This is a genomic window from Nocardia sp. NPDC005745, assembly GCF_040630775.1.
Classification (GTDB): domain Bacteria; phylum Actinomycetota; class Actinomycetes; order Mycobacteriales; family Mycobacteriaceae; genus Nocardia.
Map to the genome: position 1 here is coordinate 1 of NZ_JBEXYF010000017.1, position 24,602 is coordinate 24,602.

Annotated in this window: 23 protein-coding genes; 7 read left to right on the forward strand and 16 right to left on the reverse strand. The window is 69.6% G+C overall.

Annotation, left to right across the window (positions count from 1 at the left end; genetic code table 11):
• Positions 1 to 126 precede the first annotated feature (126 nt).
• On the reverse strand, positions 127 to 1,290 hold the full coding sequence (locus tag ABZ420_RS19190) for a GuaB3 family IMP dehydrogenase-related protein (protein ID WP_357044861.1): 1,164 nt from the start codon (positions 1,288 to 1,290) through the stop codon (positions 127 to 129).
• Between the two features lie 292 nt (positions 1,291 to 1,582).
• Positions 1,583 to 3,127, reverse strand: a complete 1,545-nt coding sequence (guaB, locus tag ABZ420_RS19195) for an IMP dehydrogenase (RefSeq protein WP_357124280.1) — start codon at positions 3,125 to 3,127, stop codon at positions 1,583 to 1,585.
• Between the two features lie 224 nt (positions 3,128 to 3,351).
• On the opposite strand from guaB, the gene ABZ420_RS19200 reads away from it, so the two are divergent.
• The gene (locus ABZ420_RS19200; protein WP_039795739.1) at positions 3,352 to 3,765 is read left to right on the forward strand and encodes a DUF5319 domain-containing protein; all 414 of its coding nucleotides are present in this window, start codon (positions 3,352 to 3,354) and stop codon (positions 3,763 to 3,765) included.
• 235 nt (positions 3,766 to 4,000) lie between these two features.
• Here ABZ420_RS19200 and ABZ420_RS19205 read toward each other — a convergent pair whose 3' ends face one another.
• The 3 genes from ABZ420_RS19205 to ABZ420_RS19215 all read right to left on the reverse strand — a co-directional run bounded on the left by ABZ420_RS19205 (position 4,001) and on the right by ABZ420_RS19215 (position 6,750).
• Positions 4,001 to 5,164, reverse strand: a complete 1,164-nt coding sequence (locus ABZ420_RS19205; protein ID WP_357124283.1) for an anti-sigma-D factor RsdA — start codon at positions 5,162 to 5,164, stop codon at positions 4,001 to 4,003.
• Positions 5,157 to 5,735 carry a sigma-70 family RNA polymerase sigma factor gene (locus tag ABZ420_RS19210; protein WP_357044857.1) on the reverse strand — a complete coding sequence of 193 codons (579 nt, stop codon included), beginning with the start codon at positions 5,733 to 5,735 and terminating at the stop codon, positions 5,157 to 5,159. The genes ABZ420_RS19205 and ABZ420_RS19210 overlap by 8 nt, the downstream gene beginning before the upstream one ends.
• Before the next feature lie 133 nt (positions 5,736 to 5,868).
• Positions 5,869 to 6,750: a hypothetical protein gene (locus tag ABZ420_RS19215; protein ID WP_357124286.1), complete on the reverse strand. Its 882-nt coding sequence runs from the start codon at positions 6,748 to 6,750 to the stop codon at positions 5,869 to 5,871.
• A gap of 625 nt (positions 6,751 to 7,375) precedes the next feature.
• Between ABZ420_RS19215 and ABZ420_RS19220 the strand changes: the two genes are divergently transcribed.
• The 3 genes from ABZ420_RS19220 to ABZ420_RS19230 all read left to right on the forward strand — a co-directional run bounded on the left by ABZ420_RS19220 (position 7,376) and on the right by ABZ420_RS19230 (position 8,932).
• Positions 7,376 to 7,669, forward strand: coding sequence for a WhiB family transcriptional regulator (locus ABZ420_RS19220; RefSeq protein ID WP_357124289.1), 294 nt, complete (start codon positions 7,376 to 7,378; stop codon positions 7,667 to 7,669).
• 434 nt (positions 7,670 to 8,103) lie between these two features.
• On the forward strand, positions 8,104 to 8,679 hold the full coding sequence (locus ABZ420_RS19225; RefSeq protein WP_040864969.1) for a sigma-70 family RNA polymerase sigma factor: 576 nt from the start codon (positions 8,104 to 8,106) through the stop codon (positions 8,677 to 8,679).
• A gap of 1 nt (position 8,680) precedes the next feature.
• Positions 8,681 to 8,932: a hypothetical protein gene (locus ABZ420_RS19230; RefSeq protein ID WP_040864968.1), complete on the forward strand. Its 252-nt coding sequence runs from the start codon at positions 8,681 to 8,683 to the stop codon at positions 8,930 to 8,932.
• A 205-nt stretch (positions 8,933 to 9,137) separates the two neighbouring features.
• Here ABZ420_RS19230 and groL read toward each other — a convergent pair whose 3' ends face one another.
• Together groL and groES are read right to left on the reverse strand one after the other, a co-directional pair.
• A complete protein-coding gene (gene groL / locus ABZ420_RS19235; RefSeq protein WP_062973220.1) occupies positions 9,138 to 10,748 on the reverse strand; it encodes a chaperonin GroEL in 1,611 nt (536 codons plus the stop codon).
• Between the two features lie 296 nt (positions 10,749 to 11,044).
• Entirely contained in the window at positions 11,045 to 11,347 is a 303-nt protein-coding gene (gene groES / locus ABZ420_RS19240; RefSeq protein WP_028479292.1) for a co-chaperone GroES, read from the reverse strand.
• Between the two features lie 585 nt (positions 11,348 to 11,932).
• Here groES and ABZ420_RS19245 point away from each other — a divergent pair.
• Positions 11,933 to 13,453, forward strand: a complete 1,521-nt coding sequence (locus tag ABZ420_RS19245; protein ID WP_357124292.1) for an Hsp70 family protein — start codon at positions 11,933 to 11,935, stop codon at positions 13,451 to 13,453.
• Positions 13,454 to 13,631: 178 nt separating this feature from the next.
• On the opposite strand, the gene tsaD is transcribed toward ABZ420_RS19245, so the two are convergent.
• The 7 genes from tsaD to ABZ420_RS19280 form a co-directional block, all read right to left on the reverse strand.
• Positions 13,632 to 14,675: a tRNA (adenosine(37)-N6)-threonylcarbamoyltransferase complex transferase subunit TsaD gene (tsaD, locus tag ABZ420_RS19250; protein WP_357124295.1), complete on the reverse strand. Its 1,044-nt coding sequence runs from the start codon at positions 14,673 to 14,675 to the stop codon at positions 13,632 to 13,634.
• Positions 14,672 to 15,175 carry a ribosomal protein S18-alanine N-acetyltransferase gene (gene rimI, locus ABZ420_RS19255; RefSeq protein ID WP_357124298.1) on the reverse strand — a complete coding sequence of 168 codons (504 nt, stop codon included), beginning with the start codon at positions 15,173 to 15,175 and terminating at the stop codon, positions 14,672 to 14,674. The genes tsaD and rimI overlap by 4 nt, the downstream gene beginning before the upstream one ends.
• Before the next feature lie 5 nt (positions 15,176 to 15,180).
• Positions 15,181 to 15,897: a tRNA (adenosine(37)-N6)-threonylcarbamoyltransferase complex dimerization subunit type 1 TsaB gene (tsaB, locus tag ABZ420_RS19260; protein ID WP_357124301.1), complete on the reverse strand. Its 717-nt coding sequence runs from the start codon at positions 15,895 to 15,897 to the stop codon at positions 15,181 to 15,183.
• A gap of 55 nt (positions 15,898 to 15,952) precedes the next feature.
• The gene (gene tsaE / locus ABZ420_RS19265) at positions 15,953 to 16,405 is read right to left on the reverse strand and encodes a tRNA (adenosine(37)-N6)-threonylcarbamoyltransferase complex ATPase subunit type 1 TsaE (RefSeq protein ID WP_357124304.1); all 453 of its coding nucleotides are present in this window, start codon (positions 16,403 to 16,405) and stop codon (positions 15,953 to 15,955) included.
• Complete coding sequence (locus ABZ420_RS19270) at positions 16,398 to 17,462, reverse strand: alpha/beta hydrolase (protein WP_357124633.1); 1,065 nt, start codon at positions 17,460 to 17,462, stop codon at positions 16,398 to 16,400. Before ABZ420_RS19270 ends, tsaE begins: the two co-directional genes overlap by 8 nt.
• A gap of 11 nt (positions 17,463 to 17,473) precedes the next feature.
• Complete coding sequence (alr, locus tag ABZ420_RS19275) at positions 17,474 to 18,589, reverse strand: alanine racemase (RefSeq protein WP_357124307.1); 1,116 nt, start codon at positions 18,587 to 18,589, stop codon at positions 17,474 to 17,476.
• 257 nt (positions 18,590 to 18,846) lie between these two features.
• Positions 18,847 to 20,292, reverse strand: a complete 1,446-nt coding sequence (locus ABZ420_RS19280) for an NAD(P)H-hydrate dehydratase (RefSeq protein WP_357124310.1) — start codon at positions 20,290 to 20,292, stop codon at positions 18,847 to 18,849.
• A 42-nt stretch (positions 20,293 to 20,334) separates the two neighbouring features.
• Here ABZ420_RS19280 and ABZ420_RS19285 point away from each other — a divergent pair, with 42 nt between their 5' ends.
• The gene (locus ABZ420_RS19285; protein ID WP_357124313.1) at positions 20,335 to 20,766 is read left to right on the forward strand and encodes a plastocyanin/azurin family copper-binding protein; all 432 of its coding nucleotides are present in this window, start codon (positions 20,335 to 20,337) and stop codon (positions 20,764 to 20,766) included.
• A gap of 77 nt (positions 20,767 to 20,843) precedes the next feature.
• On the opposite strand, the gene ABZ420_RS19290 is transcribed toward ABZ420_RS19285, so the two are convergent.
• The gene (locus ABZ420_RS19290; RefSeq protein ID WP_357124316.1) at positions 20,844 to 21,335 is read right to left on the reverse strand and encodes a MarR family transcriptional regulator; all 492 of its coding nucleotides are present in this window, start codon (positions 21,333 to 21,335) and stop codon (positions 20,844 to 20,846) included.
• Between the two features lie 140 nt (positions 21,336 to 21,475).
• Here ABZ420_RS19290 and ABZ420_RS19295 point away from each other — a divergent pair, with 140 nt between their 5' ends.
• Complete coding sequence (locus ABZ420_RS19295; RefSeq protein ID WP_357124319.1) at positions 21,476 to 22,663, forward strand: MFS transporter; 1,188 nt, start codon at positions 21,476 to 21,478, stop codon at positions 22,661 to 22,663.
• 50 nt (positions 22,664 to 22,713) lie between these two features.
• On the opposite strand, the gene glmS is transcribed toward ABZ420_RS19295, so the two are convergent.
• The gene (gene glmS / locus ABZ420_RS19300) at positions 22,714 to 24,597 is read right to left on the reverse strand and encodes a glutamine--fructose-6-phosphate transaminase (isomerizing) (RefSeq protein WP_040864956.1); all 1,884 of its coding nucleotides are present in this window, start codon (positions 24,595 to 24,597) and stop codon (positions 22,714 to 22,716) included.
• Between the last annotated feature and the right edge of the window lie 5 nt (positions 24,598 to 24,602).

Consider the following 24,602-nt stretch of genomic DNA (forward strand, 5'->3'; position numbering starts at 1 on the left):
GGCGAAACTGTTCCAGCCCGGCGCGCGCACGGAGTCGGCCGAAGGCGCGAGTCTCGATCGCTGGAACGCGAGCCATCGAGGGGCCGCGAACACGCAGCGCCGCAGGCGCTGCAAATCGAACAGAGCTCAGGCGCGCACGCTGAGGCCGACCTTCTGGAATTCCTTCAGATCCGAGTAACCGGCCTTGGCCATCGAACGACGCAGTCCACCAACGAGGTTCAGCGATCCGAACGGATCGTCGGACGGCCCGAACAGCACCCGCTCCAGGCTCGGGCGCACCGTGTCACCGACCGGCTCGCCACCGAGATCCCACGGATCGTCGACGTGCAGCAGCGACCCGCGCGGAACCGAAGGGTGCGCGGCCGCCGACGGCCAGTACCAGCCGCGGCCCGGCGCCTCCGCCGCCACGGCGAGCGGAACTCCGAGCATGGCGGCGTCCGCGCCGCACGCGATCGCCTTGGCCAGCTGCCCCGAGGTGGCGACGTCGCCGTCCGCGATGACGTGCACGTAGCGGCCGCCGGTCTCGTCCAGGTAGTCGCGGCGCGCGGCGGCGGCATCCGCGATCGCGGTGGCCATCGGCACGCCGATGCCCAGCACCTCGCCGGTGGTCGTCGCGCCGGGGTAGGAGCCGTAGCCGACGATGACACCCGCCGCCCCGGTGCGCATCAGGTGCAGCGCGGTGCGGTGATCGCTCACGCCGCCCGCGACCACGGGCACGTCCAGTTCGGCGATGAAGGTCTTCAGATTCAACGGCTCACCGTCGCCGACATGCTCGGCGGAGATGATCGTGCCGTGCACAACGAGCAGGTCGATGCCGGCCTGCAGCAGCGCCGGGGTGAGCGTGCGCGCGTTCTGCGGGCTCACCCGCACCGCCACGGTGACACCGGCGGCGCGGACCTGCGCGACCGCGGCGGCGAGCAGGTCCGGCTGCATCGGCGCGGCGTGCAGTTCCTGCAGCAACGCCACGGCGCGCTCGTAGCCGCCCTTGCCGACCAGCTCGAGCAGCTGGTCGATCTTCGCACCGACATCGGCGTGCCGCGCCCACAGACCCTCGCCGTTGATCACGCCGAGCCCGCCGAGGCGGCCGAGCTCGATGGCGAACTCCGGCGATACCAGCGCGTCGGTGGGATGCGCGAGGAACGGGATCTCGAAACGGTAGGCGTCCAGCTGCCAGGACAGCGAGACCTGCTTCGACGAGCGGGTCCGGCGCGAGGGGACGATATCGACGTCGTCCAGCTCATAGGTACGCCGGGCGGTCCGGCCCATGCCGATCTCCACCATGTCGCGCACGCGAAATCTCCTTAATTTTTGGCAGCGCCTGCGGCGCTGCGTGTTCGCGGCCCCCGATGGCTCGCGTTCCAGCGATCGAGACTCGCGCCTTCGGCGCATGCGCTTCGACCGCTGGAACGCGACCCGGGCCGCGAACGGCGCTCGTAAGACTCACGCCTCCAGTGGTTACTTATGGGGGCAGGTGGGCAGCACGAATGAACCGCCAACTCCCGCGCGGCTTGCTCTCCGCCACAGCCGGTGGGCAAGCTCCATCATGCACGGACCGGTTGGTCCTGTACATGAACCTAGTGGGCTAACCGCGTCCGGTGTAGTTAGGGGCCTCGACGGTCATGGTGATGTCGTGCGGATGACTCTCCTTCAGGCCCGCCGCGGTGATCTGCACGAACTGGGCCTCCTGCAGATGCGCGATCGACTGGGAGCCGGTGTAGCCCATGGCAGCGCGCAGGCCGCCGACCAGCTGGTGGATCACCTGGTTGACCGGGCCGCGGAACGGCACCCTGCCCTCGATGCCCTCGGGGACCAGCTTGTCCTCGGCCAGTACGTCGTCCTGGAAGTAGCGGTCCTTGGAGAACGACTTGGCCTGGCCGCGACCCTGCATGGCGCCCAGCGAGCCCATGCCGCGGTAGCTCTTGAACTGCTTGCCGCCGACCAGGATCAGCTCGCCTGGCGACTCGGCGGTGCCCGCGAGCAGCGAGCCGAGCATCACGGTGGACGCGCCCGCGGCGATGGCCTTGGCGATGTCGCCGGAGAACTGGATGCCGCCGTCGGCGATCACCGGGACGCCCGCGGGCTTGCACGCGGCGACCGCCTCCAGGATCGCGGTGATCTGCGGCGCGCCGACGCCCGCGACGACACGGGTGGTGCAGATGGAGCCGGGGCCGACGCCCACCTTGACGGCGTCCGCGCCCGCTTCGACCAGGGCCGCCGCGCCCGCACGGGTGGCCACGTTGCCGCCGACCACCTGGATTCGATCGCCGACCTCGGTCTTGACCTTGGTCACCATCTGCAGCACCTGCGCCTGGTGACCGTGCGCGGTGTCCACCACCAGCACGTCGACGCCCGCGTCGGCCAGCGTCATGGCACGCGACCACGCGTCCTCACCGACACCGACCGCGGCGCCGACCAGCAGGCGGCCGTCACGGTCCTTGGTGGCGTGGGGGTACTGATCGGTCTTGACGAAGTCCTTGACGGTGATCAGGCCGCGCAGGCGTCCGTTGCCGTCGACGATCGGCAGCTTCTCCACCTTGTGCCTGCGCAGCAGCCCCAGCGCGGCCTCGGCGGTCACGCCCTCCTGCGCGGTGATCAGCGGAGCCTTCGTCATCACGTCGGCGACGCGGCGGTTCTGGTCCACCTCGAACCGCATGTCGCGGTTGGTGATGATGCCCACAAGCGCACCGGTCTCGTCCACCACCGGAAGGCCGGAGATGCGGAACCTGGCGCACATGGCGTCGACCTCGGCGAGAGTGTCGTTCGGGCGGCAGGTCACCGGGTCGGTGACCATGCCGGCCTCCGACCGCTTGACCGTCTCCACCTGGGCGGCCTGGTCGGCTGCCGAGAGGTTGCGGTGCAACACACCCATGCCGCCCGCGCGGGCCATGGCGATCGCCATCCGTGCCTCGGTCACCGTGTCCATGGCCGAACTGACCAGCGGGGTCCGCAGGCGGATCTCCCTGGTGAGCCGGCTGGAGGTCTCGACAGAACTGGGGATGAGATCCGAGGCGGCAGGCAGCAACAGCACATCATCGAATGTGAGGCCGAGCATGGCGATCTTGTTCGGATCGTCGCCACCCGTAGGAGGGCGGACTGCGAGTCGTTCGCCCGGTACGGGATTACTCATTCGGATCGACCCCTCCTGGACGTCGATAGCGACCGGCGCGGGCATGACCTGCGCCGTGACGGCTGATGGGATGGACGTGGTTCGGCGGCGGTGCGGTCGAGACCCGCCGTAGCCTGTGCTCCATGGTATCTGTCCGGTGAACTCGCCGACGAAGTGAGCCCACCACCGAAACTGGCGGGCCGCATCGCTGGCGCAGACCACCCTGTTCTGCGTACCGTGGGGATGTGCGTGACCATCTACCACCTGGCTTGCCGCCGGATCCGTTCGCCGGAGACCCCTCCGACCCGTCCGCCGCGCTCGACGCCATCGAGCCCGGCGAACCGCTGGATCCCCACGAGCGCCTTGCGGTCGAGGAGGATCTCGCCGACCTCGCGGTGTACGAGGCGCTGCTGGCCCACCGCGGCATCCGCGGTCTCGTGGTCAGCTGCGAAGACTGCAGGCAGGACCATTACCACGACTGGGACATGTTGCGCGCCAACTTGCTTCAGTTGCTGGTCGACGGCACGGTCCGCCCGCACGAGCCCGCCTACGACCCGACGCCGGAAGCGTACGTCACCTGGGACTACTGCCGGGGCTACGCGGACGCCTCGATGAACGAGGCTTTTCACGGCGACGGGTTCGACGGATTCGACGGCTGAGACCGCCCTCACCGATACGCACGCGGGCCTCTCGAGGCTCGCGTACCCAGCCCTTGCCGATGTGATTCTCGACGCACACACTCACTTCGGCAAGCGGACATCGAGGCCCCGTCGCGGGCCGACACGCCGATGACTCATGGCCCGATGGGCCTCGCCCCACAGACCGTCGCCGCAAAGACAAAAAACCGACCGCCTGCCGGCGATCGGTTCTTGCCTTACGCGGTTACTTCGTCTATCAGCGACCGGGCGGCACGAACGACCCCGGGTTGGGGATGACGGGCACGCTGAAGGTCGGCGGCTGATTGTTGCCGTTCGTACCGGTGTTGCCCTGTGTGGGAGCGGTGGGCGGCTGCTGCGCCGACGGATTACCGGTGTCCGCCGTGGGCCCACCCGTAGGCGGCGGCTTGACCTCCGTGACCGGCGGCTCCTGCGGAACCGTCGGTTCCACGGTCGCCGGCGGCTGGGTGGTCACCGGAGGCACCGTGGTCACCGGCGGCACCGTGGTCGGCGCGCCGCCACCGTTCGAAGTTCCGCCGCCGTTCGATGTCCCGCCCCCGTTCGGAGCGGTGGCATCGACCGTGGTCGAAGGCTTCGTCGCATCGCCCGGCTGCTGCACGATTGTGGACGTCCCGCCGGTCGACTGGTTGGGCTTCGTGGTCGCGCTGGTGCCGGGGGTAGCGCGCGGATCGGTGGTCTTGGGCACCGTCGACTCGAGCTGGTCGGCCAGTTCCTTATCCACCGTGCGAAGCTTCGCGAGCAACTGCTCCCACTGGTTCATCAGCTCGGCGCGCTTGTCCGGATCGCTGACCTGCGCGGCGTTCTCCTTGGCCCGCTCCAAGCGCACCTTCGCCTCGGCGGGATTCTGCGAGACCAGCGTCGAGGCCTCGTTCAGATCGTTGCCCGCACGCTGCACCACGGTGGTCTGGGCCTGTTCGCTGAACACAACCTCCTTGACCCGCCACAGCGGATCACCCGGCTCAGCGTTGTACGAGAACGCCGTCATGCCGCCGAAGACCAAGGCCAGCGCGGCCGCGGCACCCATGATCGGACGCAGAAGCCTCAGTCGCCCGCCAGTGGGCGCCCCGATGCGAACCTGCCGCGCGCCGATCTCCTGGTTCACCGCGGCCACGATCGCATCCAGGTCCGGTTCGGCCGGCATCGGAGGTGCGATCAGTTCCGCTCGCCAATCCGCGAGCAACGTCGCGAGCTGATACTCCTCGGCGCTGTCGGTATGCACCGGACCATCGCTGGCGATGGCGTCGATCAGAGCATCGTCGCGGCGTACCGCGGCGATGTCGACCGGGCCGGTGTCCCCGGACGCCTCGGCGTAGGGACCGCTGTTTCGCGATCCAAGCCGCGCCTTCCAGTCACCCCGACCGCGCTCGCCATCCCTAGCCATACATTTCACCTGCCCTCGCCACTTGTGACTTGAGTTTCGCGAGTGCCCTGTGTTGGGCCACCCGGATCGCACCCGCCGTACTGCCCACGGCGACTGCGGTTTCTTCCGCTGACAAACCCATGACCAAGCGCAGGATCAAGATCTCTCGGTGCTTCTCGGGAAGCGTCGCGAGCAAACGGTTCATCTGTCTGCTCGTCTCTGATTCGAGAGCTCGTTGTTCCGGTCCCTGGTCGGTGGATATGACATCTGGTACTTCGGCCATCGCCTCCGCCTTGTTACGGGCGGCATTGCGATGAGCGTCGGCGACCTTGTGCGAAGCGATCCCGTAAACAAAGGCCATGAAGGGCCTGCCCTGGTCTTGATACCTGGGCAAGGCTGTCATCACAGCCAGGCAAACCTCCTGCGCAACGTCGTCCGCGGAGAGCTGCCCACGCTCCGCGGCTCCGATCCGCGCGCGGCAGTAGCGCACCACCAGCGGGCGGATCATCTCCAGTACCTGAGCTAAAGCGGATCTGTCGCCCTGCGCAGCGGCAGTGACGGCGAGGTCCAACTCTTCGCCCGTGTGCGTCATCGTCAGAGATATTCCTGGCGTTACAAGTGGCACGGTCCGGTGACGACCAGTGCTTCCACCGAAGGGGCGGAACGGATCTAACAATAGCGACCCGATGGCCGGAACTTGGCAACACGGTGGACTCCGTGATCACCTAGCCGCCACCCAGCGGGCGCAACGCTCCGCCGGCACGGGCGATGACCGCGGCGCACTCGGCCGCCTCGGCCGCCGCATCCGGTGCGCCGGAACCGGCGCGGAGCATGGCACAAGCCCAGCGCAACGGCAGCAGTCCGTGTTCGCGGCACTGCTCGGCGACGTCCTCGGCGGAAACACCGGATCGTCCGCGCGCGTCGCGGGCCGCGTCGGCCGCGGCGACCAGCAGGCGGGACTTGACCTGGTGCCGCACCGACGGGGATCGGTCGGCCAGCTCGAGCGCGGTCGCCGCGTGCGCCGCCGCCGTCTCGAAATCACCTGCCGCCAGGGCGGTTTCGGCGGACACCCAGCCCAGGCGGATCGCCGGACGCCAACCGGCCCCGTACTGCCGTGCCGCCGACGCGCTGCGCCGCAGCAGCCGATCGGCCAGCGCGAGCCGCCCGGTCCCGAGCGCGTCGGCGGCGAGCCCGGTGAGCGCGTCACAGATCGCGTCGGCGCGGCTGGGACGGTAACCGCCCGTCTCCTCCGAAGAACTCCCGGAGCCGGCTTCCGCCCGCGCGCCGGTGGTGAGGATCAGCGCGGCGGCCCGCCCGTCGAACGCCGCCGCACGCTCGTGCCTGCCGAGCTGGCGCAGAAAAGAGCCCGCGGTACTTCCCGCCAGTGAGAGGAGGACCGGGTCGGTGCTGTGGTTGCATACCCTTCGCAATTCGGCACGCGCCGCGGCATAACGCCCCTGGCCGCCGAGGACCACCGCGCGATACCACCCGCCGAGTGCGTCCGAGGCGGGCGGCAACTCGGCGGCAGCGCGCCCCGGATCGGCGCCGAAGGCGGCCTCGGCGAGGACCGCGACGTGAGGATCTCCGAGCGGAGCGGGCGCGAACACGGGCGCACTCTATCCTGTGCGGCACGCGGGCCGGGACGACGAAAGGTGAGCGACCACGGACGGGCCGGCACTCGGCATTTCCGCCGTCGAGCCGATGTTTCCATTAGGTAAATCTAGCCCTGGCAATCGCCGAGCGGCCGCGCCGGGAATTCATGCGCGTTTCGCGTAATTAACCTGCCCGCCCCGTTTCCGCCATCTTCGGATCCGCGCGCCCCGGACCCCCTCGGCCGCGGGCGCGGCCGTCGTCATGCCCGCATCATCCGGGCCGAAGCGGCTCCGCACCACAAAAAGCGGCCCTACCTGCGTAAATCTGATCGCCCACGACACATGCGGATACAACGGGCCTCCGGCCAACCGAACAGTATCGCCGGAACCAACGCGAAAAGTAAACAGTTCGGAGGTTAAATTTCACAGCGCGAGATTTGGAAAAGTGCTGCGCCGAACTATTGACGGAATTTCGCGGCTGGACCTAACGTAGCTCATCGCCACAGACGGCGCCGCGCGAAATTGCAGCGACCGCGAAGGGCGAGCCCGGGCACCGTCGCCGACACGGCGTCGTGGCCCACAACTGTTGCAGGACAACTGCTCGACAACGCTGACGAGCTCGCACCACGAGGAGTTCACCATGCCCATGCCGACCCACCTCCCGGGACCCAACGCCGATATCTGGGATTGGCAGATGCGAGGATCGTGCCGCGGGCAGGATTCCGCGGTGTTCTTCCATCCCGATGGCGAGCGTGGCCGAGCCCGCACCGCGCGCGAGATGCGTGCCAAGGAGATCTGCCGCACCTGCCCGGTGCTCATGCAATGCCGCACTCACGCGCTGAAAGTCAGCGAGCCCTACGGCATCTGGGGCGGCATGTCGGAGACGGAGCGCGAGATGCACGCGCGGCGCAACCGTCGCCGCATGGCCGTCTGAATCAATCCCCTCCCATCCACACGCCACCGGGCGTCGAATTCCTAGCAAATAACGGGCCACTGCAACATGCTCCGGTCGAGCCGCTCACGCGACACGGTGATCGGTTCAGCACCGGTACTCGGCGTGTGGGTTCCGATCGTCACCAACGATCGGCCGGCCGCTGAGCGAGGGCCGGGAACCGTAACTCTGCCGTTTCCGGCACGGTGCGACAGTGCTCGGCGTGTCACGGCGTGTCTCCTCCCGAGATAACCGGCGTGTCGGCGCTTTTCGCAACGCGGCGCCGGTTCCGCGCCGGGCTTGTGGACACCCCACCGGAAGGGAGGTCATAGCGGCACGCTACGGTAGTGACCGATGACACAGAATGGAGCGTTGTGACAACGCGGCCGCCAGCCGCAGAGGGCGACTCGTTCCGAAGAGAAGCCTTCCCACCCACGGTGGATTCTGCGGTTACGGCACGCGCAGCCGAAAGTATCGAGCTCGCCGCGCTTCTGCATCGGTGCGGCCGAGCCGACCAGGAAGCATTCGCCGAACTGTACGACCGGACGTGTGCGCGCGTCTTCGGTCTGGTGTTGCGCGTGCTGCACGATCCTGGATACGCGGAGGAGACCACACAGGAGGTCTATCTGCAGATCTGGCGGATGGCATCGAGCTTCGATCCGGCGAAGGGTTCCGCGGTGACGTGGTTGATGACGCTCGCCCACCGGCGCGCTGTCGACCGGGTCCGCGCCGAACAGGCCCACACCCAGCGCGAGGTCGCCTACGGGATACGGGTGCTCGGCAACGAATTCGACGAGGTCACCGAAGAGGTCGAGCGCAGGCTCGACCAACAGGCCGTCCTGGCCGGTCTCGCCACACTCACCGAAACCCAGCGGGAAGCCATCTCGCTCGCCTACTACGGTGGGCGCACCTATGCGGAGGTAGCCACCTACCTCGACGTAGGGTTACCTACGGTTAAGTCCCGGATTCGGGACGGATTGACACGACTGAAGAAAAGTTTGGGGGTGACGTGAGATGAACGAACGCCAGATCGATCTCGCGCACACCGTCGCGCTCGGATCGATCGACGACGAAGACCATCAAGAAGTGCAGGAACTGTTCGACAGCGAGGACCCCGTGCTACGCGCGGAGTTCATCCGGGAAGTCAGAGACACCAAAGAAGCGCTCTCCGCTCTCGCCACCGCCACGGCGGCCGCTCCGCCGCCCGCGCTGCGTGCTCGCCTACTCGCGGCCATCGCCGCGGAACAGCCGCCGGTCGCCAGCTGAACCCGGCGTCGCGCCAGGCATTCCCGCTCCACGCGTACGGGCCCGACGGTCCGGACCATCCGCCGACCCTTCCGGTCCCGCGGCAGACAGCGTGTCGAGCTTCGGAACCTATCACCGGTAGTCGCGTCCCGTGCCGCGAGAACCGGCAAGGCCCCCGAACCGCGCGGTTCGGGGGCCTTGCCGGTTGTCCTGCCCGACGGCCGGTTCAGTGCGAGTGGCCGTGGTGGCCGTGCTCGTTCTGCTCCTCGGCCGGCTTTTCGACCACGGCGCTCTCGGTGGTGAGCACCATACGCGCGACCGACGCCGCGTTCACGACGGCCGAACGGGTCACCTTCACCGGGTCGACGACGCCATCGGTGAGCAGGTCGCCGTAGGTGAGCGTGGCGGCGTTGAAGCCCTCCTTGCCCTCGGCCACCTTGCTGACCACCACCGCGCCGTCCAGGCCCGCGTTGGTGGCGATCCAGTACAGCGGCGCCCGCAGCGCGGTGCGGACCACCTCGACGCCGACGGCTTCGTCACCGGACAGCGAGTCGCGCAGCTCGACGAGCTTGCTCGCGGCCTGCACCAGCGCGGTGCCGCCTCCGGGCACGATGCCCTCCTCCACGGCGGCCTTGGCGGCGCTCACCGCGTCCTCGACGCGGTACTTGCGCTCCTTGAGCGCGGTCTCGGTGGCCGCACCGACCTTGATCACCGCGACGCCACCGGCCAGCTTGGCCAGCCGCTCCTCGAGCTTCTCGCGATCCCAGTCGGAATCGGTGGACTCGATCTCGCGGCGCAGCTGCGCGACACGCGCCTCCACGTCCGCCGCGGAACCGGCGCCGTCGATGATCGTGGTGTCGTCCTTGGTCACCACGACGCGACGCACCTTGCCGAGCACGTCCAGGCCCGCCTCGCGCAGCGTGATGCCCAGATCCGGGTTCACCACGGTGCCACCGGTGACCACGGCCAGGTCGTCGAGGAACGCCTTGCGGCGGTCGCCGAAGAACGGCGCCTTCACCGCGACGGCCTTGATCGTCTTGCGGATGGCGTTGACCACCAGGGTCGACAGCGCCTCGCCCTCCACGTCCTCGGCGATGATCAGGACGGGCTTGGCGCTCTCCGCGATCTTCTCCAGCAGCGGCAGGAAGTCCGGCAGCGAGCTGATCTTCTCGCGGTGCAGCAGGACGAACACGTCCTCCAGCACGGCCTGCTGGCTGTCGGGATCGGTGATGAAGTAGGGCGACAGGTAACCCTTGTCGAATTGCACGCCCTCGGTGACGACCAGTTCGGTCTGCAGCGTCGAGGACTCCTCGACGGTGACGACGCCGTCCTTGCCGACGGTGGTCAGCGCCTTGCCGACCATCTCGCCGATCTCCTCGTCGCGCGAGGACACCGTCGCGACCTGCGCGATGGCCTGCTCACCGGAGACCGGGGTGGCCAGCGCGAGCAGCGCCTCGGAGACCGCGTCGGCGGCCTTGGCGATGCCCGAGCCGATCGCGATCGGGTTCGCGCCCGCCGCAACGTTCTTCAGCCCGGCGCGAACCAGCGCCTGGGCCAGCACGGTGGCGGTGGTGGTGCCGTCGCCCGCGACATCGTTGGTCTTGGTGGCGACGCTCTTGACCAGCTGCGCGCCGAGGTTCTCGAACGGGTCCTCGAGCTCGATTTCGCGCGCGATGGTGACGCCGTCGTTGGTGACGGTCGGGCCGCCGAAGGACTTCGCGAGCACGACGTGCCGTCCGCGCGGGCCCAGGGTGACCTTGACCGCGTCGGCGAGCTTGTCGACGCCGCGTTCCAGAGCCCGGCGAGCCTTCTCGTCGAACTCGATCTGCTTTGCCATGGGAATTCGCTCCTGTAGTGGATTGCGGCGCTCCGGAGCCCATCGCTCGCACCGCGTGTCCGATGGGTGGTGCTCCCGGGGCCCTCCGTGGTTACGCAGGCTGCCGCCTACGGGCCCGTCGCTCGCACCGCTGTGTCCGATGGGTGGTGCTCCCGGGGCCCTCCGTGGTTACGCAGGCTGCCGCCTACGGGCCCGTCGCTCGCACCGCGTGTTTCAGTGCCGGGGTGTCGGCGCCGAACGCGTTCCGCCCCGGGTCACGAGAGACACCGGGGCGGAACGCATGCGTGCCCGATCGGCTACTTGGTGACGACGGCCAGCACGTCGCGCGCCGACAGGATGAGGTACTCCTCGCCCTGGTACTTGATCTCGGTGCCGCCGTACTTGCTGTAGATGACGGTGTCACCCTCCTGGACATCCAGCGGGATGCGCTTCTCGCCCTCGTCGTCCCACCGGCCGGGACCGACGGCGACAACGGTGCCCTCTTGCGGCTTTTCCTTCGCCGTGTCGGGGATGACCAGGCCGGAGGCCGTCGTCGTCTCGGCCTCGTTGGCCTGGACGAGGATCTTGTCCTCGAGCGGCTTGATGTTCACGCTCGCCACGTTGAGCCCTCCACTTTCAGGGGATTCGGTCGTCCGGAACCGTTGTTCCGGACGCGTCGGTTGGTCACGATGCTGACCCTGCGCATAGCCCCGTCGTCGCGGGTGCCGGGACCCCTGCCCAGTGGTCAAGCTGCTGGCACAAGCACTACACACAGTGCCGACTAGCACTCTATACATGAGAGTGCCAGCGCTCAAGGCTGGGCGGTGCCAACTTTGCCGCGGCGCGCCCGAGACGCTGCGGGCTTGGCGATAAGTTCGGGAAAACAGTAACGTTCGGATAACGGATTGTGACACTATTGACGACGGCTGCGGTCCGGCCGCCGGTTCGTCGCCGATCAGGCGGCGGCGCGGCGACCCAGGGGTACCACAGCGTCGCCGAGACTCGCAGCGCCGCAGCACGATCGTTGCACCACCAGCTTCACCAGAGAGCAAGACACACGTGATCCATGGCCGGTCCCCGCGACCCACACGGACGAGGGGCCGGTTCGTTTCCCGGTCCGGGTCGCGCGTCATCCATACCGCGGTCCGGCAGTTGATTCGAGATGGTCGGCGACACCATGACCATCCGCTCGAAGGGAGGTGAACATGCGAACATCCCTCGGCATCTCGGCCGGGGCCGAGGTCGTGTGCTCGGCGTTGGTCTCCACCGCGCCGAACGGCATGCAGAGCTTCGATTACCGCGTCGTCTCCGCCGACGCGGCCCATTCCGATCTCGGCGACCTGGTGGCGTCCTCGATCGAGTTGATGACCACGCAGCTGCCGACCACGCAGCCGCCGCGCGAGATCATCCGTCCGGTCGGCCGGTTCGCGGGTGGCCCACGCGATTTCGAGCCGATGACCGGTCAGCCGCCCACCAGCGTCGCGGTCGCCTACCGCACCAAGGAGCAGGCGCAGATCATCCGCTCGGCCACCGGCAAACAGCGTGAGCTGCGGCTGATCCCGGAAGGCACCGCCGCGCTGACGTACCTGCGGCACACCGGTCTGCTGGACCGTTACGACACCGTCGCCATCATCGATCTCGGCGCTTCGGGGCTCAGCGTCACCGTCGCCGACCGGGCCGAGGGCTCCCTGCTCCGTTCCGATCGCACCGCGACCGTCAGCGGCAAGGCGATCGATGACCTCATCTACCAGCATCTGGTGGACATGCACTTCGCCAGGCGCGGTACCCGCCCGAACCGCGGCATGCTCACCAACCGAGGCCGCGCGGCGAAGGAGCACCTGTCCATCGCGCCCGCGGTCACCATCGACCACGTCGCCGGGCGTCCGCTGAAGCTGACCAGGGCCGACTTCGAAGAGTTGATCGCCGACCTGCTGCGCGATCTCGCCCGCTTCGTCACGACGGCGTTCGCGCGGTCGCCCCGGCAACCGCAGGCGGTCGCGGTCATCGGAGGCGGCGCCAACATCCCCGCCGTGCTCGACACCCTCACCGCCGCGCTGGACGTCCCGGTGTTCACCGTGCCGGACCCGGAGGCGGTGACCGCGAAAGGCGCGGCCCTGGTCGCCGATTCGGTGCAGCCCTCGGTGTTCCCGGTCGGCGCGCTCGGCGGCGATGTTCCCGCGGGCACGGTCACCAAGGTGTTCGGCACCCTGGCCGGTGCGATCGTGGTCGTCGGGCTGATCGTCGGGTACGGGGTCAAGACGTTCTCCCCCACCGCGGACGACGAGGTCTCCCCCGCCGGGACCACGAGCAGCGCTTCCCAGCTGCCGAACCCGACATCCCCACCGCTCCCGACCGCGGCGGCCGGTACGCACGACCGCACGCCGGACAGCACCGGCGTCGCGCCGACCACCACGGAACACCGGCCGCAGAGCAGCACCGGCGGTGCGACGGCCACGCAGGTGATTCCGCCCACGCAGCCCACGCTGCGCCCGGATCCGAACCTTCCGCCGATCCCGTTCCCCGAACTGCTCGGTCCGCTGTTCGGCAATCCGAATGCCGCGCCGGGCAGTTCGCCGCAGGCGAGCCGGACCTTCGGACCCGTGGCGCCCAGCGCGACGACGCCCGGCACGAGTCCGGCCCAGGCGCCCGCGTGGTCGAGCCTGCCGTTACCGCCTCGGGGTCATTCAGGGGCCTCGTCTGATCCGGGACTCCTGGCGCCGAACTGATCTCCACAGTCGTGAGCCCGGCCGCTCGTCTCCGGTCGTCCGTCGACCGACATCATCGAGGCACTGTCCATCGAGCCCGCGGACGGCATCCGTGTGCCGGTATCGGCCCCGCCGAGCGAGCTGACCCGGCGATCGCAGCGGAACCCGTCGATCCGGCCGGTCACCGAGTACGAGCAGGTCAGCGAACCATACTGACCGACACCGGCAGACCGGGGTCGGTGGCGACCGTCAGCGGCGAAGGGGCCGCGCCACCCGCGATGACATGCGCGCCGAGCGCGGCGATCATCACGCCGTTGTCCGTGCACAGCCGGGGCTTGGGCACCCGCAGCGTCAAACCTGCCGCAGTACAGCGCTCCTCGGCCATCGAACGGATCCGCGAGTTGGCCGTGGCTCCGCCGCCGAGCACCAGCGTGCCGACGCCGACATCCTGAGCCGCCCGAATCGCTTTCATGGTCAGCACATCCGCGACCGACTCCTGGAACGACGCCGCGATGTCGGGGATCGGCAGATCGTCCGCGGCCACGCCGTCGCGCTGCGCCGCCTCCACGTGCCGGGCCACCGCGGTCTTGAGGCCCGAGAAGGAGAAGTCGTAGCGCGGGTCGCGCGGCCCGGTCATGCCACGGGGAAACGCGATGGCGCGCGGATCACCGGCCGCCGCGGCGGCGTCCAGCGCGGGACCGCCGGGGAAACCCAGCCCGAGCAGGCGCGCCACCTTGTCGAACGCCTCGCCCGCCGCGTCGTCGACGGTGCTGCCCAGCTCCACGATCGGCTCGGACAGATCCGTGACGTGTAGCAGGTGGGTGTGCCCGCCCGACACCAGCAGCGCGACGCACGGCGGCATCGGCCCGTGTTCCAGCGTGTCCACCGCGACGTGCCCGCCGAGATGGTTCAGCGCGTAGAAGGGCACATCCCACGCCGCCGCATACGCTTTCGCGGCGGCGACGCCGACCAGCAACGCACCGGCCAAGCCCGGGCCGATGGTCACCGCCAGCGCGTCCGGTTTCGCGATACCCGCCGCCGACAGCGCGCGGCGCATGGCGGGCACGATCGCCTCGAGATGTGCGCGCGAGGCGATCTCCGGGACGACGCCGCCGAAGCGCGCGTGCTGGTCGACGCTCGAGGCGACCTCGTCGGCGAGCAATTCGCAGGTGCCGTCGGGGTTCCTGCGGACGATGCCGACTCCGGTTTCGTCGCAGGAGCTTTCGATGCCCATGATGATCACGACAGCACCTCGTCCGGTGTCCGCCACCGATCCTCGCTGGTCAGCGCGGGTCTACGCATCGTGTACGCGTCCGCGCCACTGGGGTGGTAGTAGTTCTTGCGCAATCCGATGATGTGGAAGCCGTGCTTGGCGTACAGCGCGATCGCGGGCGCGTTGTCGGTGCGGACCTCCAGGAACACCGGTCCACCACGCCTGCCCGCCTCGGCGAGCAGCGCCTCCAGCAGGAGCGTGCCGACCCCGGCGCGATGGCAGCGGGGATCGACACCGATGGTGTGCACCTCGGCCTCGGGGTGTTCGGCGTCACCCAGCAGGGCGATACCCGCGTAGCCGATCATTCGCCCGTCCTCGTCGCGCGCGGTGATGTAGCGGTTGTGCCGGCCGGCCAGCTCGGACTGAAACGCCACGGCGGCCCACGGGTCGTCCTCCGGGAACAGCAACTGCTCCAGTTCCACGCAGCGTGTGATGTCGTCGGCCACCATCGGCTCGATCCGGAACGCCATCAGCCTCACGCTCCCGTCCGGTCGAGTCGGCGGTAAGCGTTCTCGACCGCGTCCGGCCTGCGCAGGTACAGCGGAACCAGCGGCTCCGGCACGCTGCGCGACAGCAGCTCGGGGGCGGCCACGCGCACCAAACCGGCGGGCGAGGGGGTCTCGGCGGGGAGCACGGGAAGATCGAAGAAGTCGACGTGCGAGGCGGATCCGGCGATCGCCGTGGCCTGACCCTCGTCCAATTCCGAGGGCTTGCACACCTCGGGTCCGGCTACGCGCGCGCCCTCCCGGTACCGCGCCCAGTACACCTCGCGCCGCCGCGCGTCGGTCACCACGAGCAGTTCGGCCTCGGGCGGGAGCTCGACCGGGGGTGCCACGGCGGGGTCGACGGCCGCGTCGGCCGCTATCGCGTCGAGGCTGCACACGCCGTACACCGGGATGCCGAGCGCGTCACCGAACGCGGCGGCGGTGGCCATGCCGACGCGCAGGCCGGTGAACGGACCCGGCCCGACGCCGACGACGATCGCGTCGATGTCGGTCCTGGAACGACCTGCCTCGGTGAGGCATTCGAGGATCTGCGGGGTGAGCACCTCGGCATGGGCGCGGGGGTCGACCCGTACCCGGTAGGCGATGGTGCGTGCCCGGACGGGGTCCGCCGCGCCGGCGCCCTGCTCCAGGTCCACCAGTCCCGCTGTGACGGCGGGTGTCGCGGTGTCGACGGCTAGTACAAGCATGATTGGGCCAACGATACCGGGTGGTAGGAGGCACCGACGCAGAGCTACCTGAGAGCTAACCCACCCATTCCCAGATGGCGGTGCGCACATCCGAATCCGGCGCGCGCGACAGCAGCACGCGCAGGTGCCGCTCCGCGAGGTGCTCCACCACGCCGCGCCCCCACTCCACGACGACCACCGCCTGATGCAGATCGGTGTCCAGGTCCAGGGCGTCCAGCTCGTCCAGGTCGCCGCCGAGCCGGTAGGCGTCCACATGCACCAGGGGCACCGACGGTCCGTCCTCGCGCTGCCCGGCGCGGTGCTGGCGGGCGATGATGAACGTCGGCGAGCTGACCCGGCCCTGCACGCCGAGCCCCGCGGCGATGCCACGGGTGAGCGCGGTCTTGCCCGCGCCGAGCGGACCGTCGAGCACCACCAGATCACCGGCGCGCAGATCCGCGGCCAGTTCCCGGCCGAGCGCCTCGGTGTCGGCGACGGTGGGCAGGATTCGTTGCCGTGGTTCAGCCACCGGCCACCTCCGAGCCCGACGGGTCGACCGCGCCCGCGCGCACCAGCAATCGATCCAGCGCGGCGTTGACGATGTCCGGGTACTGCATATGCGGCATGTGCGCCGCGCCTTCCAGCCGGATGAGTTCGCTGCCGGGCAGCGCGGCGGCCAAGGCACGCGAATTGCGAAACGGGATCACCAGGTCGCGCCCGCCGCCGAGCACCAGGGCCGGTGTGCCCGCCAGCGCGGGTAGCGCCGCCGACTCGTCGTGCAGCTCGATCGCCTGGAGGAACTTCACGATGGTCTCCATCGGCGTCTGATCGATCATCAGCGTCGTGAAGCGCGACAGCGTGGGGCTCACCGGGCCGTGGAACGAGCTGACGTGCAGGATCGGGGTGATCACGTGCCGCGCGGTGACGCGGCCCGCCTGCACCAGGGCGGGCGCGGTGTGCACGGCCAGCCGGAAGCCGTCGATCGCGGGATTGCGCAACAGCTGCCCGACACCCGCCGCCGTCACACCGGCGGCAGTGGTCGACAGCAGTGCGATCCCGATCACTCTGGCCGCGAACAGGTCCGGGAATCGCGCGGCCGCGGCCAGGATCGCCATCCCGCCCAGCGAATGACCGACCAAGACCACCGGACCGGCCGGAGCGGTGGCGCGCAGGACGGCGGCGAGATCACAGCCGAGCTGGGCGACGGTACAGCTCGCGGCGCTCGGCACGCCGGAACGACCGTGTCCGCGCAGATCGAACAGCACCATGCGAATGCGTGCGCCCCACCGCTTTTCCAGGTCACGCCGCTGAAAGTGGAAAGACGCCATGCTGTTGCAGAAGCCGTGCGCGAAGATCACCGTCACCGGCGCGTCGTCGGGACCGCAGGTCCGCGTGGCCAGGGGCACACCGTCGTCGGCGAGCACCGTTCCGGCGCGGTCGGCATCGATCAGCCCGAAATTCTCGTCGCGGTAGTCGTCGCCCCTCGCGGGCCACAGCACCCGCGCACCGGCGCGCCGAAGGGCATGGGCGCCGGCCAGCGCACCGACGACACCCACCGTGGCCAGCCCGCCGCGCAGCGGGGTCATCCGGAAGCGGCTCACCGCACGGCACCGGTGTAGCGGCGGGTGACCCTGCCGCGCGGCGAGCACACCACTTCGTAGTGGATGGTGCCGAGCAGATCCGCCCAGTCCTGGGCATGCGGTCGCGCACCGAAGAGGATCGCGGTATCGCCTTCCCGGACGCCCGCCGCGTTGTCACCGAGGTCGACGACGAACTGGTCCATGCACACCCGTCCCACGTTCCTGCGCGGTGCCCCGCCCAGCCAGACGTCGAATCGTCCGCTCAACGGGCGGAACACGCCGTCGGCGTAACCGGCGGGAATCAGCGCGACGGTGGTGTCGTGCGGCGCGATCCATTGGTGCCCGTAGGAGACGCCTTCACCTGCGGCCACCCGCTTGACCAGGACGACCCGGGCCTGGAACGTCATCGCGGGCCGCAGGCCGAAATCGTCGTCCGGAATCGGGGAAAGGCCGTACATGGCGATGCCGGGCCGGACCAGGTCGAAGGCCAGGTCCGGTCGGGTGAGGGTGGCGGCGGAGTTGGCGATGTGCACCAGCTCCGGCTCCAGGCCGTGCTCCTTGGCGGTGGCGATCGCGTCCAGGAAACGGGCTCGTTGCACGTCGTTGTTCGGATGCCCGGGTTCGTCGGCGTGCGCGAGATGGGAGAAGATCGCGCGGAAGCGCACCGCCTGCTCGTCGACCAGCGCGCGCAGCGCGGTCAGGACCTCCGGGTATTCCGCAGGCGACACACCGTTGCGGTTCAGGCCGGTGTCCACCTTCAGTGTCACCGTCGCCGGACGGCCGGTGCCGCGGACCGCGGCCTCGACCGCCCGCAGATGGGCCTGCGAGGACACTCCGATCTCGACGTCGGCGGCCACCGCGGCCGCGAAGTCGGTGTCCGCGCTGTGCAGCCAGCACAGGATGGGCGCCGTGATACCGGCCGCACGCAACTGCACCGCCTCGGCCACCGTCGTCACACCCAGTTCCGTCGCGCCCGCGGCCAGCGCGGCCCGGCCGACCTCGACCGCGCCGTGGTTGTAGCCGTCGGCCTTCACCACTGCCATCACCGCGGCGTCGCCCGCGTGTTCGCGCAGGATTCGCACGTTGTGGGCGATGGCGTCCAGGTCGATGACCGTTTCGACTTGCGCATTCACGGCAGTCCGTTCCGCCTCTCCGGGGATTCAGGCCGTACCAGCCGGGTGGTACAGGATTCGCGTTCAGGTCCCGCGTCCGGTGCCACCTGGGTTCTGGGCGTACCCGGCGAGTTACCCATGTGCTCTCGAGATCAGTCGTTGCGTTGGTTCCGGTCGAGTCTATGGGCGCGCTCGGTTCCGGTTCCACTCGGTTGACGCGCCGGTCGTCCCCTGTGATCGTCGCCATGAATGACACCGATCACGGACGACGGCGCGGCTCAGAAGGGGTGGGCGAGGCCGCGCAGGACGCCGATCGCGGGACGGACGTGCGCGGCCAGGACGCTTGCCGAGATAGGGGTTCCGGCGGGCGCGTGCTCGTGGGCGGCCAGGTTCGCGGCCAGCGCGTGCACTCGGGCTGCCGCGGCGGCCGACCAGGCGGGTTCTCGGCCTGCCGCCAACAGCGTCCCGATGATGCCCGAGAGCACGTCGCCCGCGCCCGCGGTGGCCGCCCACGAGCCGCCCGCTTCGTTGACCAGCACGGGACGGCCCGGGGCGGCGACCAGCGTGGCGCGGCCCTTCAACAGCACCGTGACCTGCCAGGAATCGGCGAGGCCGCGCACAGCGCCGACCCGGTCCTGGCCGACCTCGTTCCCGGTGAGGCGGGCGAACTCGCCCGCGTGCGGGGTCAAGACGGTCGGGGCCGCGCGACCGCGCACCAGTTCCGGCGCGGCGGCCAGCAGGGTCAGTCCGTCGGCGTCGATCACCACCGGAAGATCGGTGGCAAGGATCTCGCGAAGGCGTTGCTCGGCGTCGTCGTCGGTGCCCGCGCCGGGACCGAAGACCCAGGACTGGACGCGACCGGTGGCGGCGAACCGCTGGGTGGCGATCACTTCGGGAAAGTGGTGCAACACCTCGGCCGCCGCGGTTCCCGCATACCGCACCATGCCCGACGTCGCGGCGACCGCAGCACCCGCGCACAGCACCGCGGCGCCCGGATACGTCGCGCTGCCCGCGCATACACCGGTCACGCCTTGGGTGTACTTGTCGTCGGCCGGGCCGGGCACCGGCCACCCGGCGCCGATCGAAGCGGGTTCCAGTGCGACGAGACCCGCTTCCGGAAGACGTAAGCCGATCGGAACCAATTCGATTCGGCCACAGTGCGGCGCGGCAAGGGCGTGCACCGGTTTGTACGCGCCGAAGGCGACCGTGACGTCGGCGCGGACGGCGGGGCCGTCGATCGCCCCGGTGTCGGGGTCGACGCCGCTGGGCAGGTCCGCCGCGACGATCGGAGCCTTCAGCGCCGCAACGATTTCCGCGGCGCGCGGACGCAGCGAACCGCGACCGGATATGCCCACGACGCCGTCGATCACCAGGTCCGGGTCGCCGGTGTCGTCGGCCACTCGACCACCGGCTTTGCGCAGCGCCGCAAGCCCTTCGGCGTGCGCCCGCTCCGGGGCGAGCAAGACCGCGGTGACGGCGACACCGCGGCGGCGCAACTGCGCTCCGGCCCAGAGCGCGTCGCCGCCGTTGTCGCCGGATCCGACAAGCAGGGTCACCGCCCGTCCCGCGACACCGCCGGTACGCTCCCGCAGTTCCCCCGCCACCACCGTGGCCAGGCCGTGCGCCGCGCGCCGCATGGGCACGCCGTCCGGCACCCGGGTGAACAGCTCGGCCTCCGCCGAGCGCACCTCGTCTACGGTGAAATAGCCCCGCTGCGTGGACATCGCCGCTCCCTCCGTCGGTGTGGCCTACTACGCTTGGCCATCATGCCAAGCGTTCGCCGCCGCAACGGGACCGTCCGCGTCGTCACGGGAGTCGCCCTGGCCGGCGCGCTGCTGCTGTCCGGCTGCGGCGGCGACGAATCCGGTTCGGCCGCCACCACTACGAGGAAACCGGCTCGGCCGGCCACCACCACCGCTCAGCAGACCGGTGAGCGCAAGCCCGCCGCCGCCACCGTCACGGTGGACGACATGAAATTCTCCCCCGCCGAGGTCACCGTCAAGGTCGGCGACACGGTCACCTGGAAATTCGGCGACAAGGTGCCGCACACCGTGCAGGGCATCGGTGACAAGGCGATGGGCATCAACAGCCCGATCATCGACAAAGGCGAGTGGAGCTACACCTTCACCGCGCCCGGCGCCTACCGCTACCTCTGCTCGCTGCACCCGGAGATGCGCGGGACCATCACCGTCGGATAACCCGCGGCCGCGCAGCGCACCGGAGCAACCGATTCGGGCACCGGCGGGCTGAGCTCGGTACGCGAATCGCCTCCTGCTCACACCGGGCGGTAGTCCCTGGGCCGCGCCCCGCGGGCGGAACTGGTGTTCAGCGCCTCGACCGCGGCCACCAGCGGCGCGAGTTCCGGGTTGGCGGCCGCTTGACCGAGAGCGCCTGCGAGGGCGGCGTCGTGCGTGGGCCGCGCCTGCTCGAGCAGGTCCAAGCCCGCCGCGGTCACGTCGGTGTAGATGCCGCGGCGGTCGTCCGGGCAGAGGTACCGCTGGAGCAGGCCGCGATCCTCGAGCCGGGAGACCAGCCGGGTGGTGGCGCTCTGGCTCAGCACCACGGCTTCGGCGACCTGGTTCATCCGCAGGTGCCCGCCCGGCCCGTCGTGCTGGCGGCTGAGGACGACCAGGAGTGAGTATTCGCGAACGCTCAGGTCATGGCCGGATTGCAGGGCCCGCTCGATGTGCGCCTCGATCCGGTCGTGCAGCAGCGAGAGTGCGTACCAACCATCGGCGAGGCCGGTCAGAGCGACATCCGCGGTCATCGGCGTTTCCTTCGGCGTCGGGGGATCAGGCCTCCAGGATAGCCAGACTTCACAATAGCCCGCGCTTGCAATTAAAGAGCGTCTGCAATTATTGTCGACGCCTGTAAGGATCTGACGCAACATCATGTGGAGGCTCCCCCATGCCCCTCGCCCTTCTCGCCCTGACCCTCGGGGCATTCGGCATCGGGACGACGGAATTCGTCGTCGTCGGCCTGCTGCCCGACATCGCCGACAGCTACGCGGTGTCCATCCCCACCGCCGGTCTGCTGGTCACCGGATACGCGCTCGGTGTAGTGGCGGGTGCGCCGTTGATGACCGGCCTCGGCACCCGGGTTTCACGCAAACGCATGCTGCTCGGCATGCTCACGCTGCTCGTCCTCGGCAACATCGTGTCCGCCGCCGCACCGACTTTCGCGCTGATGCTCACCGGGCGGATCGTTGCCTCGCTCGCCCACGGCGCGTTCTTCGGAATCGGCGCGGTGGTCGCCGGAACCCTGGTCAGCGCCGACCGGCGCGCCGGCGCCATCGCGATCATGTTCACCGGGCTCACCGTCGCCACCGTGGTCGGTGTGCCGCTGGGCACGCTGCTCGGCCAGCATTTCGGCTGGCGGCTGACGTTCTTGTTCGTCGCGCTGATCGGGCTGATCGGCTTGCTGGGCGTCGCGGCGCTGGTGCCGCAACAGCCCGCCGCCGCGAACGCCCGGCTACGCACCGAACTGACGGTGTTCCGCAATCCCCAGGTGCTGCTGGCGATGGCGATGACGGTGCTCGGCTTCGGCGGAGTGTTCGCCGCGATCACCTACCTGGCGCCCATGATGACCGAGGTGACCGGTTACGCGGAGCGTTCGGTCACCTGGCTGCTCGTGCTGTTCGGCCTCGGCTTCTTCGCGGGCAATCTGATCGGCGGCAAGTTCGCCGACCGCCACCTGATGCCGATGCTGTACATCACCCTCGGCGGCCTCGCGATCGTTCTCGCGCTGTTCACCGTCACCGCCCACGACAAGGTCGCCGCCGCCGTCACGGTCGTGCTGATCGGCGCCCTCGGATTCGCGACGGTTCCGCCGCTGCAGAAGCGCGTCCTCGACCAAGCGGCGGGCGCGCCCACCCTGGCCTCCGCGGTCAACATCGGCGCGTTCAATCTCGGCAACGCGGTGTCGGCCTGGCTCGGTGGCGTGGTGATCGCCGCGGGCCTCGGCTACACCGCCCCCAACTGGGTCGGCGTCGGGTTGGTCCTGGTCGCGCTGGTTCTCGCGGTCGTGTCCGGATACCTCGAGCGCCGCGCTGCGCCCATCGTTCCGGAGGAACCTTCGGTCGCCGTGCGGGCATAGCCGAGATGGCAAGCGGTGGCCGCGCACTCGAACAGTGCGCAGCCACCGAGCTATTCCACGGTGACGGACTTGGCCAAGTTACGTGGCTTGTCGACGTCGTAGCCGCGCGCCTGCGCCACCTCGGCGGCGAAGATCTGCAGCGGAACCGTCGACAACAGCGGCTGGAACAGCGTCGGCGCGCTGGGGATCTCGATGAGGTCGTCGGCGAACGGGCGCACCGTGTCGTCGCCTTCCTCCGCGATCACGATGGTGCGCGCGCCGCGCGCCTGGATTTCCCGGATGTTGCTCAGCAGCTTCGAGTGCAGCACCGCGCGCCCCTTCGGCGACGGCATCACCACGATCACCGGGAGGCCGTCCTCGATCAGCGCGATCGGGCCGTGCTTGAGCTCACCCGCCGCGAATCCCTCGGCGTGCATGTAGGCCAGCTCTTTGAGCTTGAGCGCGCCCTCCAATGCCACCGGGTAGCCGACGTGGCGTCCCAGGAACAGCACGGTCGGCACCTGGGCCAGTTCCCGCGCGATGGTCCGCACCTGCGGGGCGGTCTCCAGCACGCGTTCCACCAGCTTCGGCATCGCCTCGAGTTCGGCGAACTCGCGGGCCACCTCGTCCGGGTACTTGGTGCCGCGCGCCTGCGCCAAGGCCAGCCCGACCAGGTAGTTCGCGGTCACCTGGGCCAGGAACGCCTTGGTGGAGGCGACGCCGATCTCCGGCCCGGCCCTGGTGTAGAGGACCGCGTCGGACTCGCGGGGAATCTGCGCGCCGTTCGTATTGCAGATCGCGAGGACGCGGGCCTTCTGCTCTTTCGCGTGGCGCACCGCCTCCAGCGTGTCGGCGGTCTCGCCGGACTGGGAGATCGCCACCACCAGCGTCGAGCGGTCCAGCACCGGATCGCGGTAGCGGAACTCGCTGGCCAGCTCGACCTCGACGGGCAGTCGAGTCCAGTGCTCGATGGCGTACTTCGCCAGCAGACCGGAGTGATACGCGCTGCCGCAGGCGACGACGAACACCTTGTCGAAATCGCGCAGCTCCTGGTCGGCGAGGCGCTGCTCGTCCAGCACGATCCGGCCCCCGCCGTCGCGATCGGTGCTGAAATGCCCCATCAGGGTGTCCGCGACCGCGGCGGGCTGCTCCTCGATCTCCTTGAGCATGAAGTAGTCGTGGCCGCCCTTCTCGGCGGCCGCCAGGTCCCAGTCGATCGTGAACGGGCGGGTGCGCGCACGCGCGTCCTCGCCCGCGAAATCGGTGACCCGGTAGCTGTCCACAGTGATCACGACGGCTTGGTCCTGGCCGAGCTCGACCGCCTCGCGGGTGTGCTCGATGAACGCCGTGACGTCGGAGGCGATGAACATCTCGCCCTTGCCGACGCCCACCACCAGCGGCGTGGAGCGGCGCGCGGCCACGATCGTGTCCGGGTGGTCGGCGTGTGTGAAGACCAGGGTGAACGCGCCCTCCAGCCGGCGCAGCACCGACAGCGCGCTGGCCGCGAAATCACCGGCGGTCGGGCCGTCGGCGTACGCGCGGGCCACCAGGTGCACGGCGACCTCGGTGTCGGTGTCGCTGTGCAGCTCGACCCCGGCGTCCTCCAGCTCGCGCCGCAGCGGAGCGAAGTTCTCGATGATGCCGTTGTGCACCACGGCGACCTTGCCGCTGTCGTCCCGGTGCGGGTGCGCGTTGCGGTCGGTCGGCGCGCCGTGCGTGGCCCAGCGGGTGTGCCCGATGCCCGTGGTGCCCACGAAACGATCGATGCCGGTTTCGGAGAGCTGGGCCTCCAGATTCGCCAGGCGACCGGCCTTGCGTTCCACCGCCAGCGCGCCCGCGCCGTCCAGGATCGCCACACCCGCGGAGTCGTAACCGCGATATTCCATGCGGCGCAACGCGTCAACGACGACGCCGAGCGCGTCTCGGTACCCGACGTACCCCACGATTCCGCACATGGCTC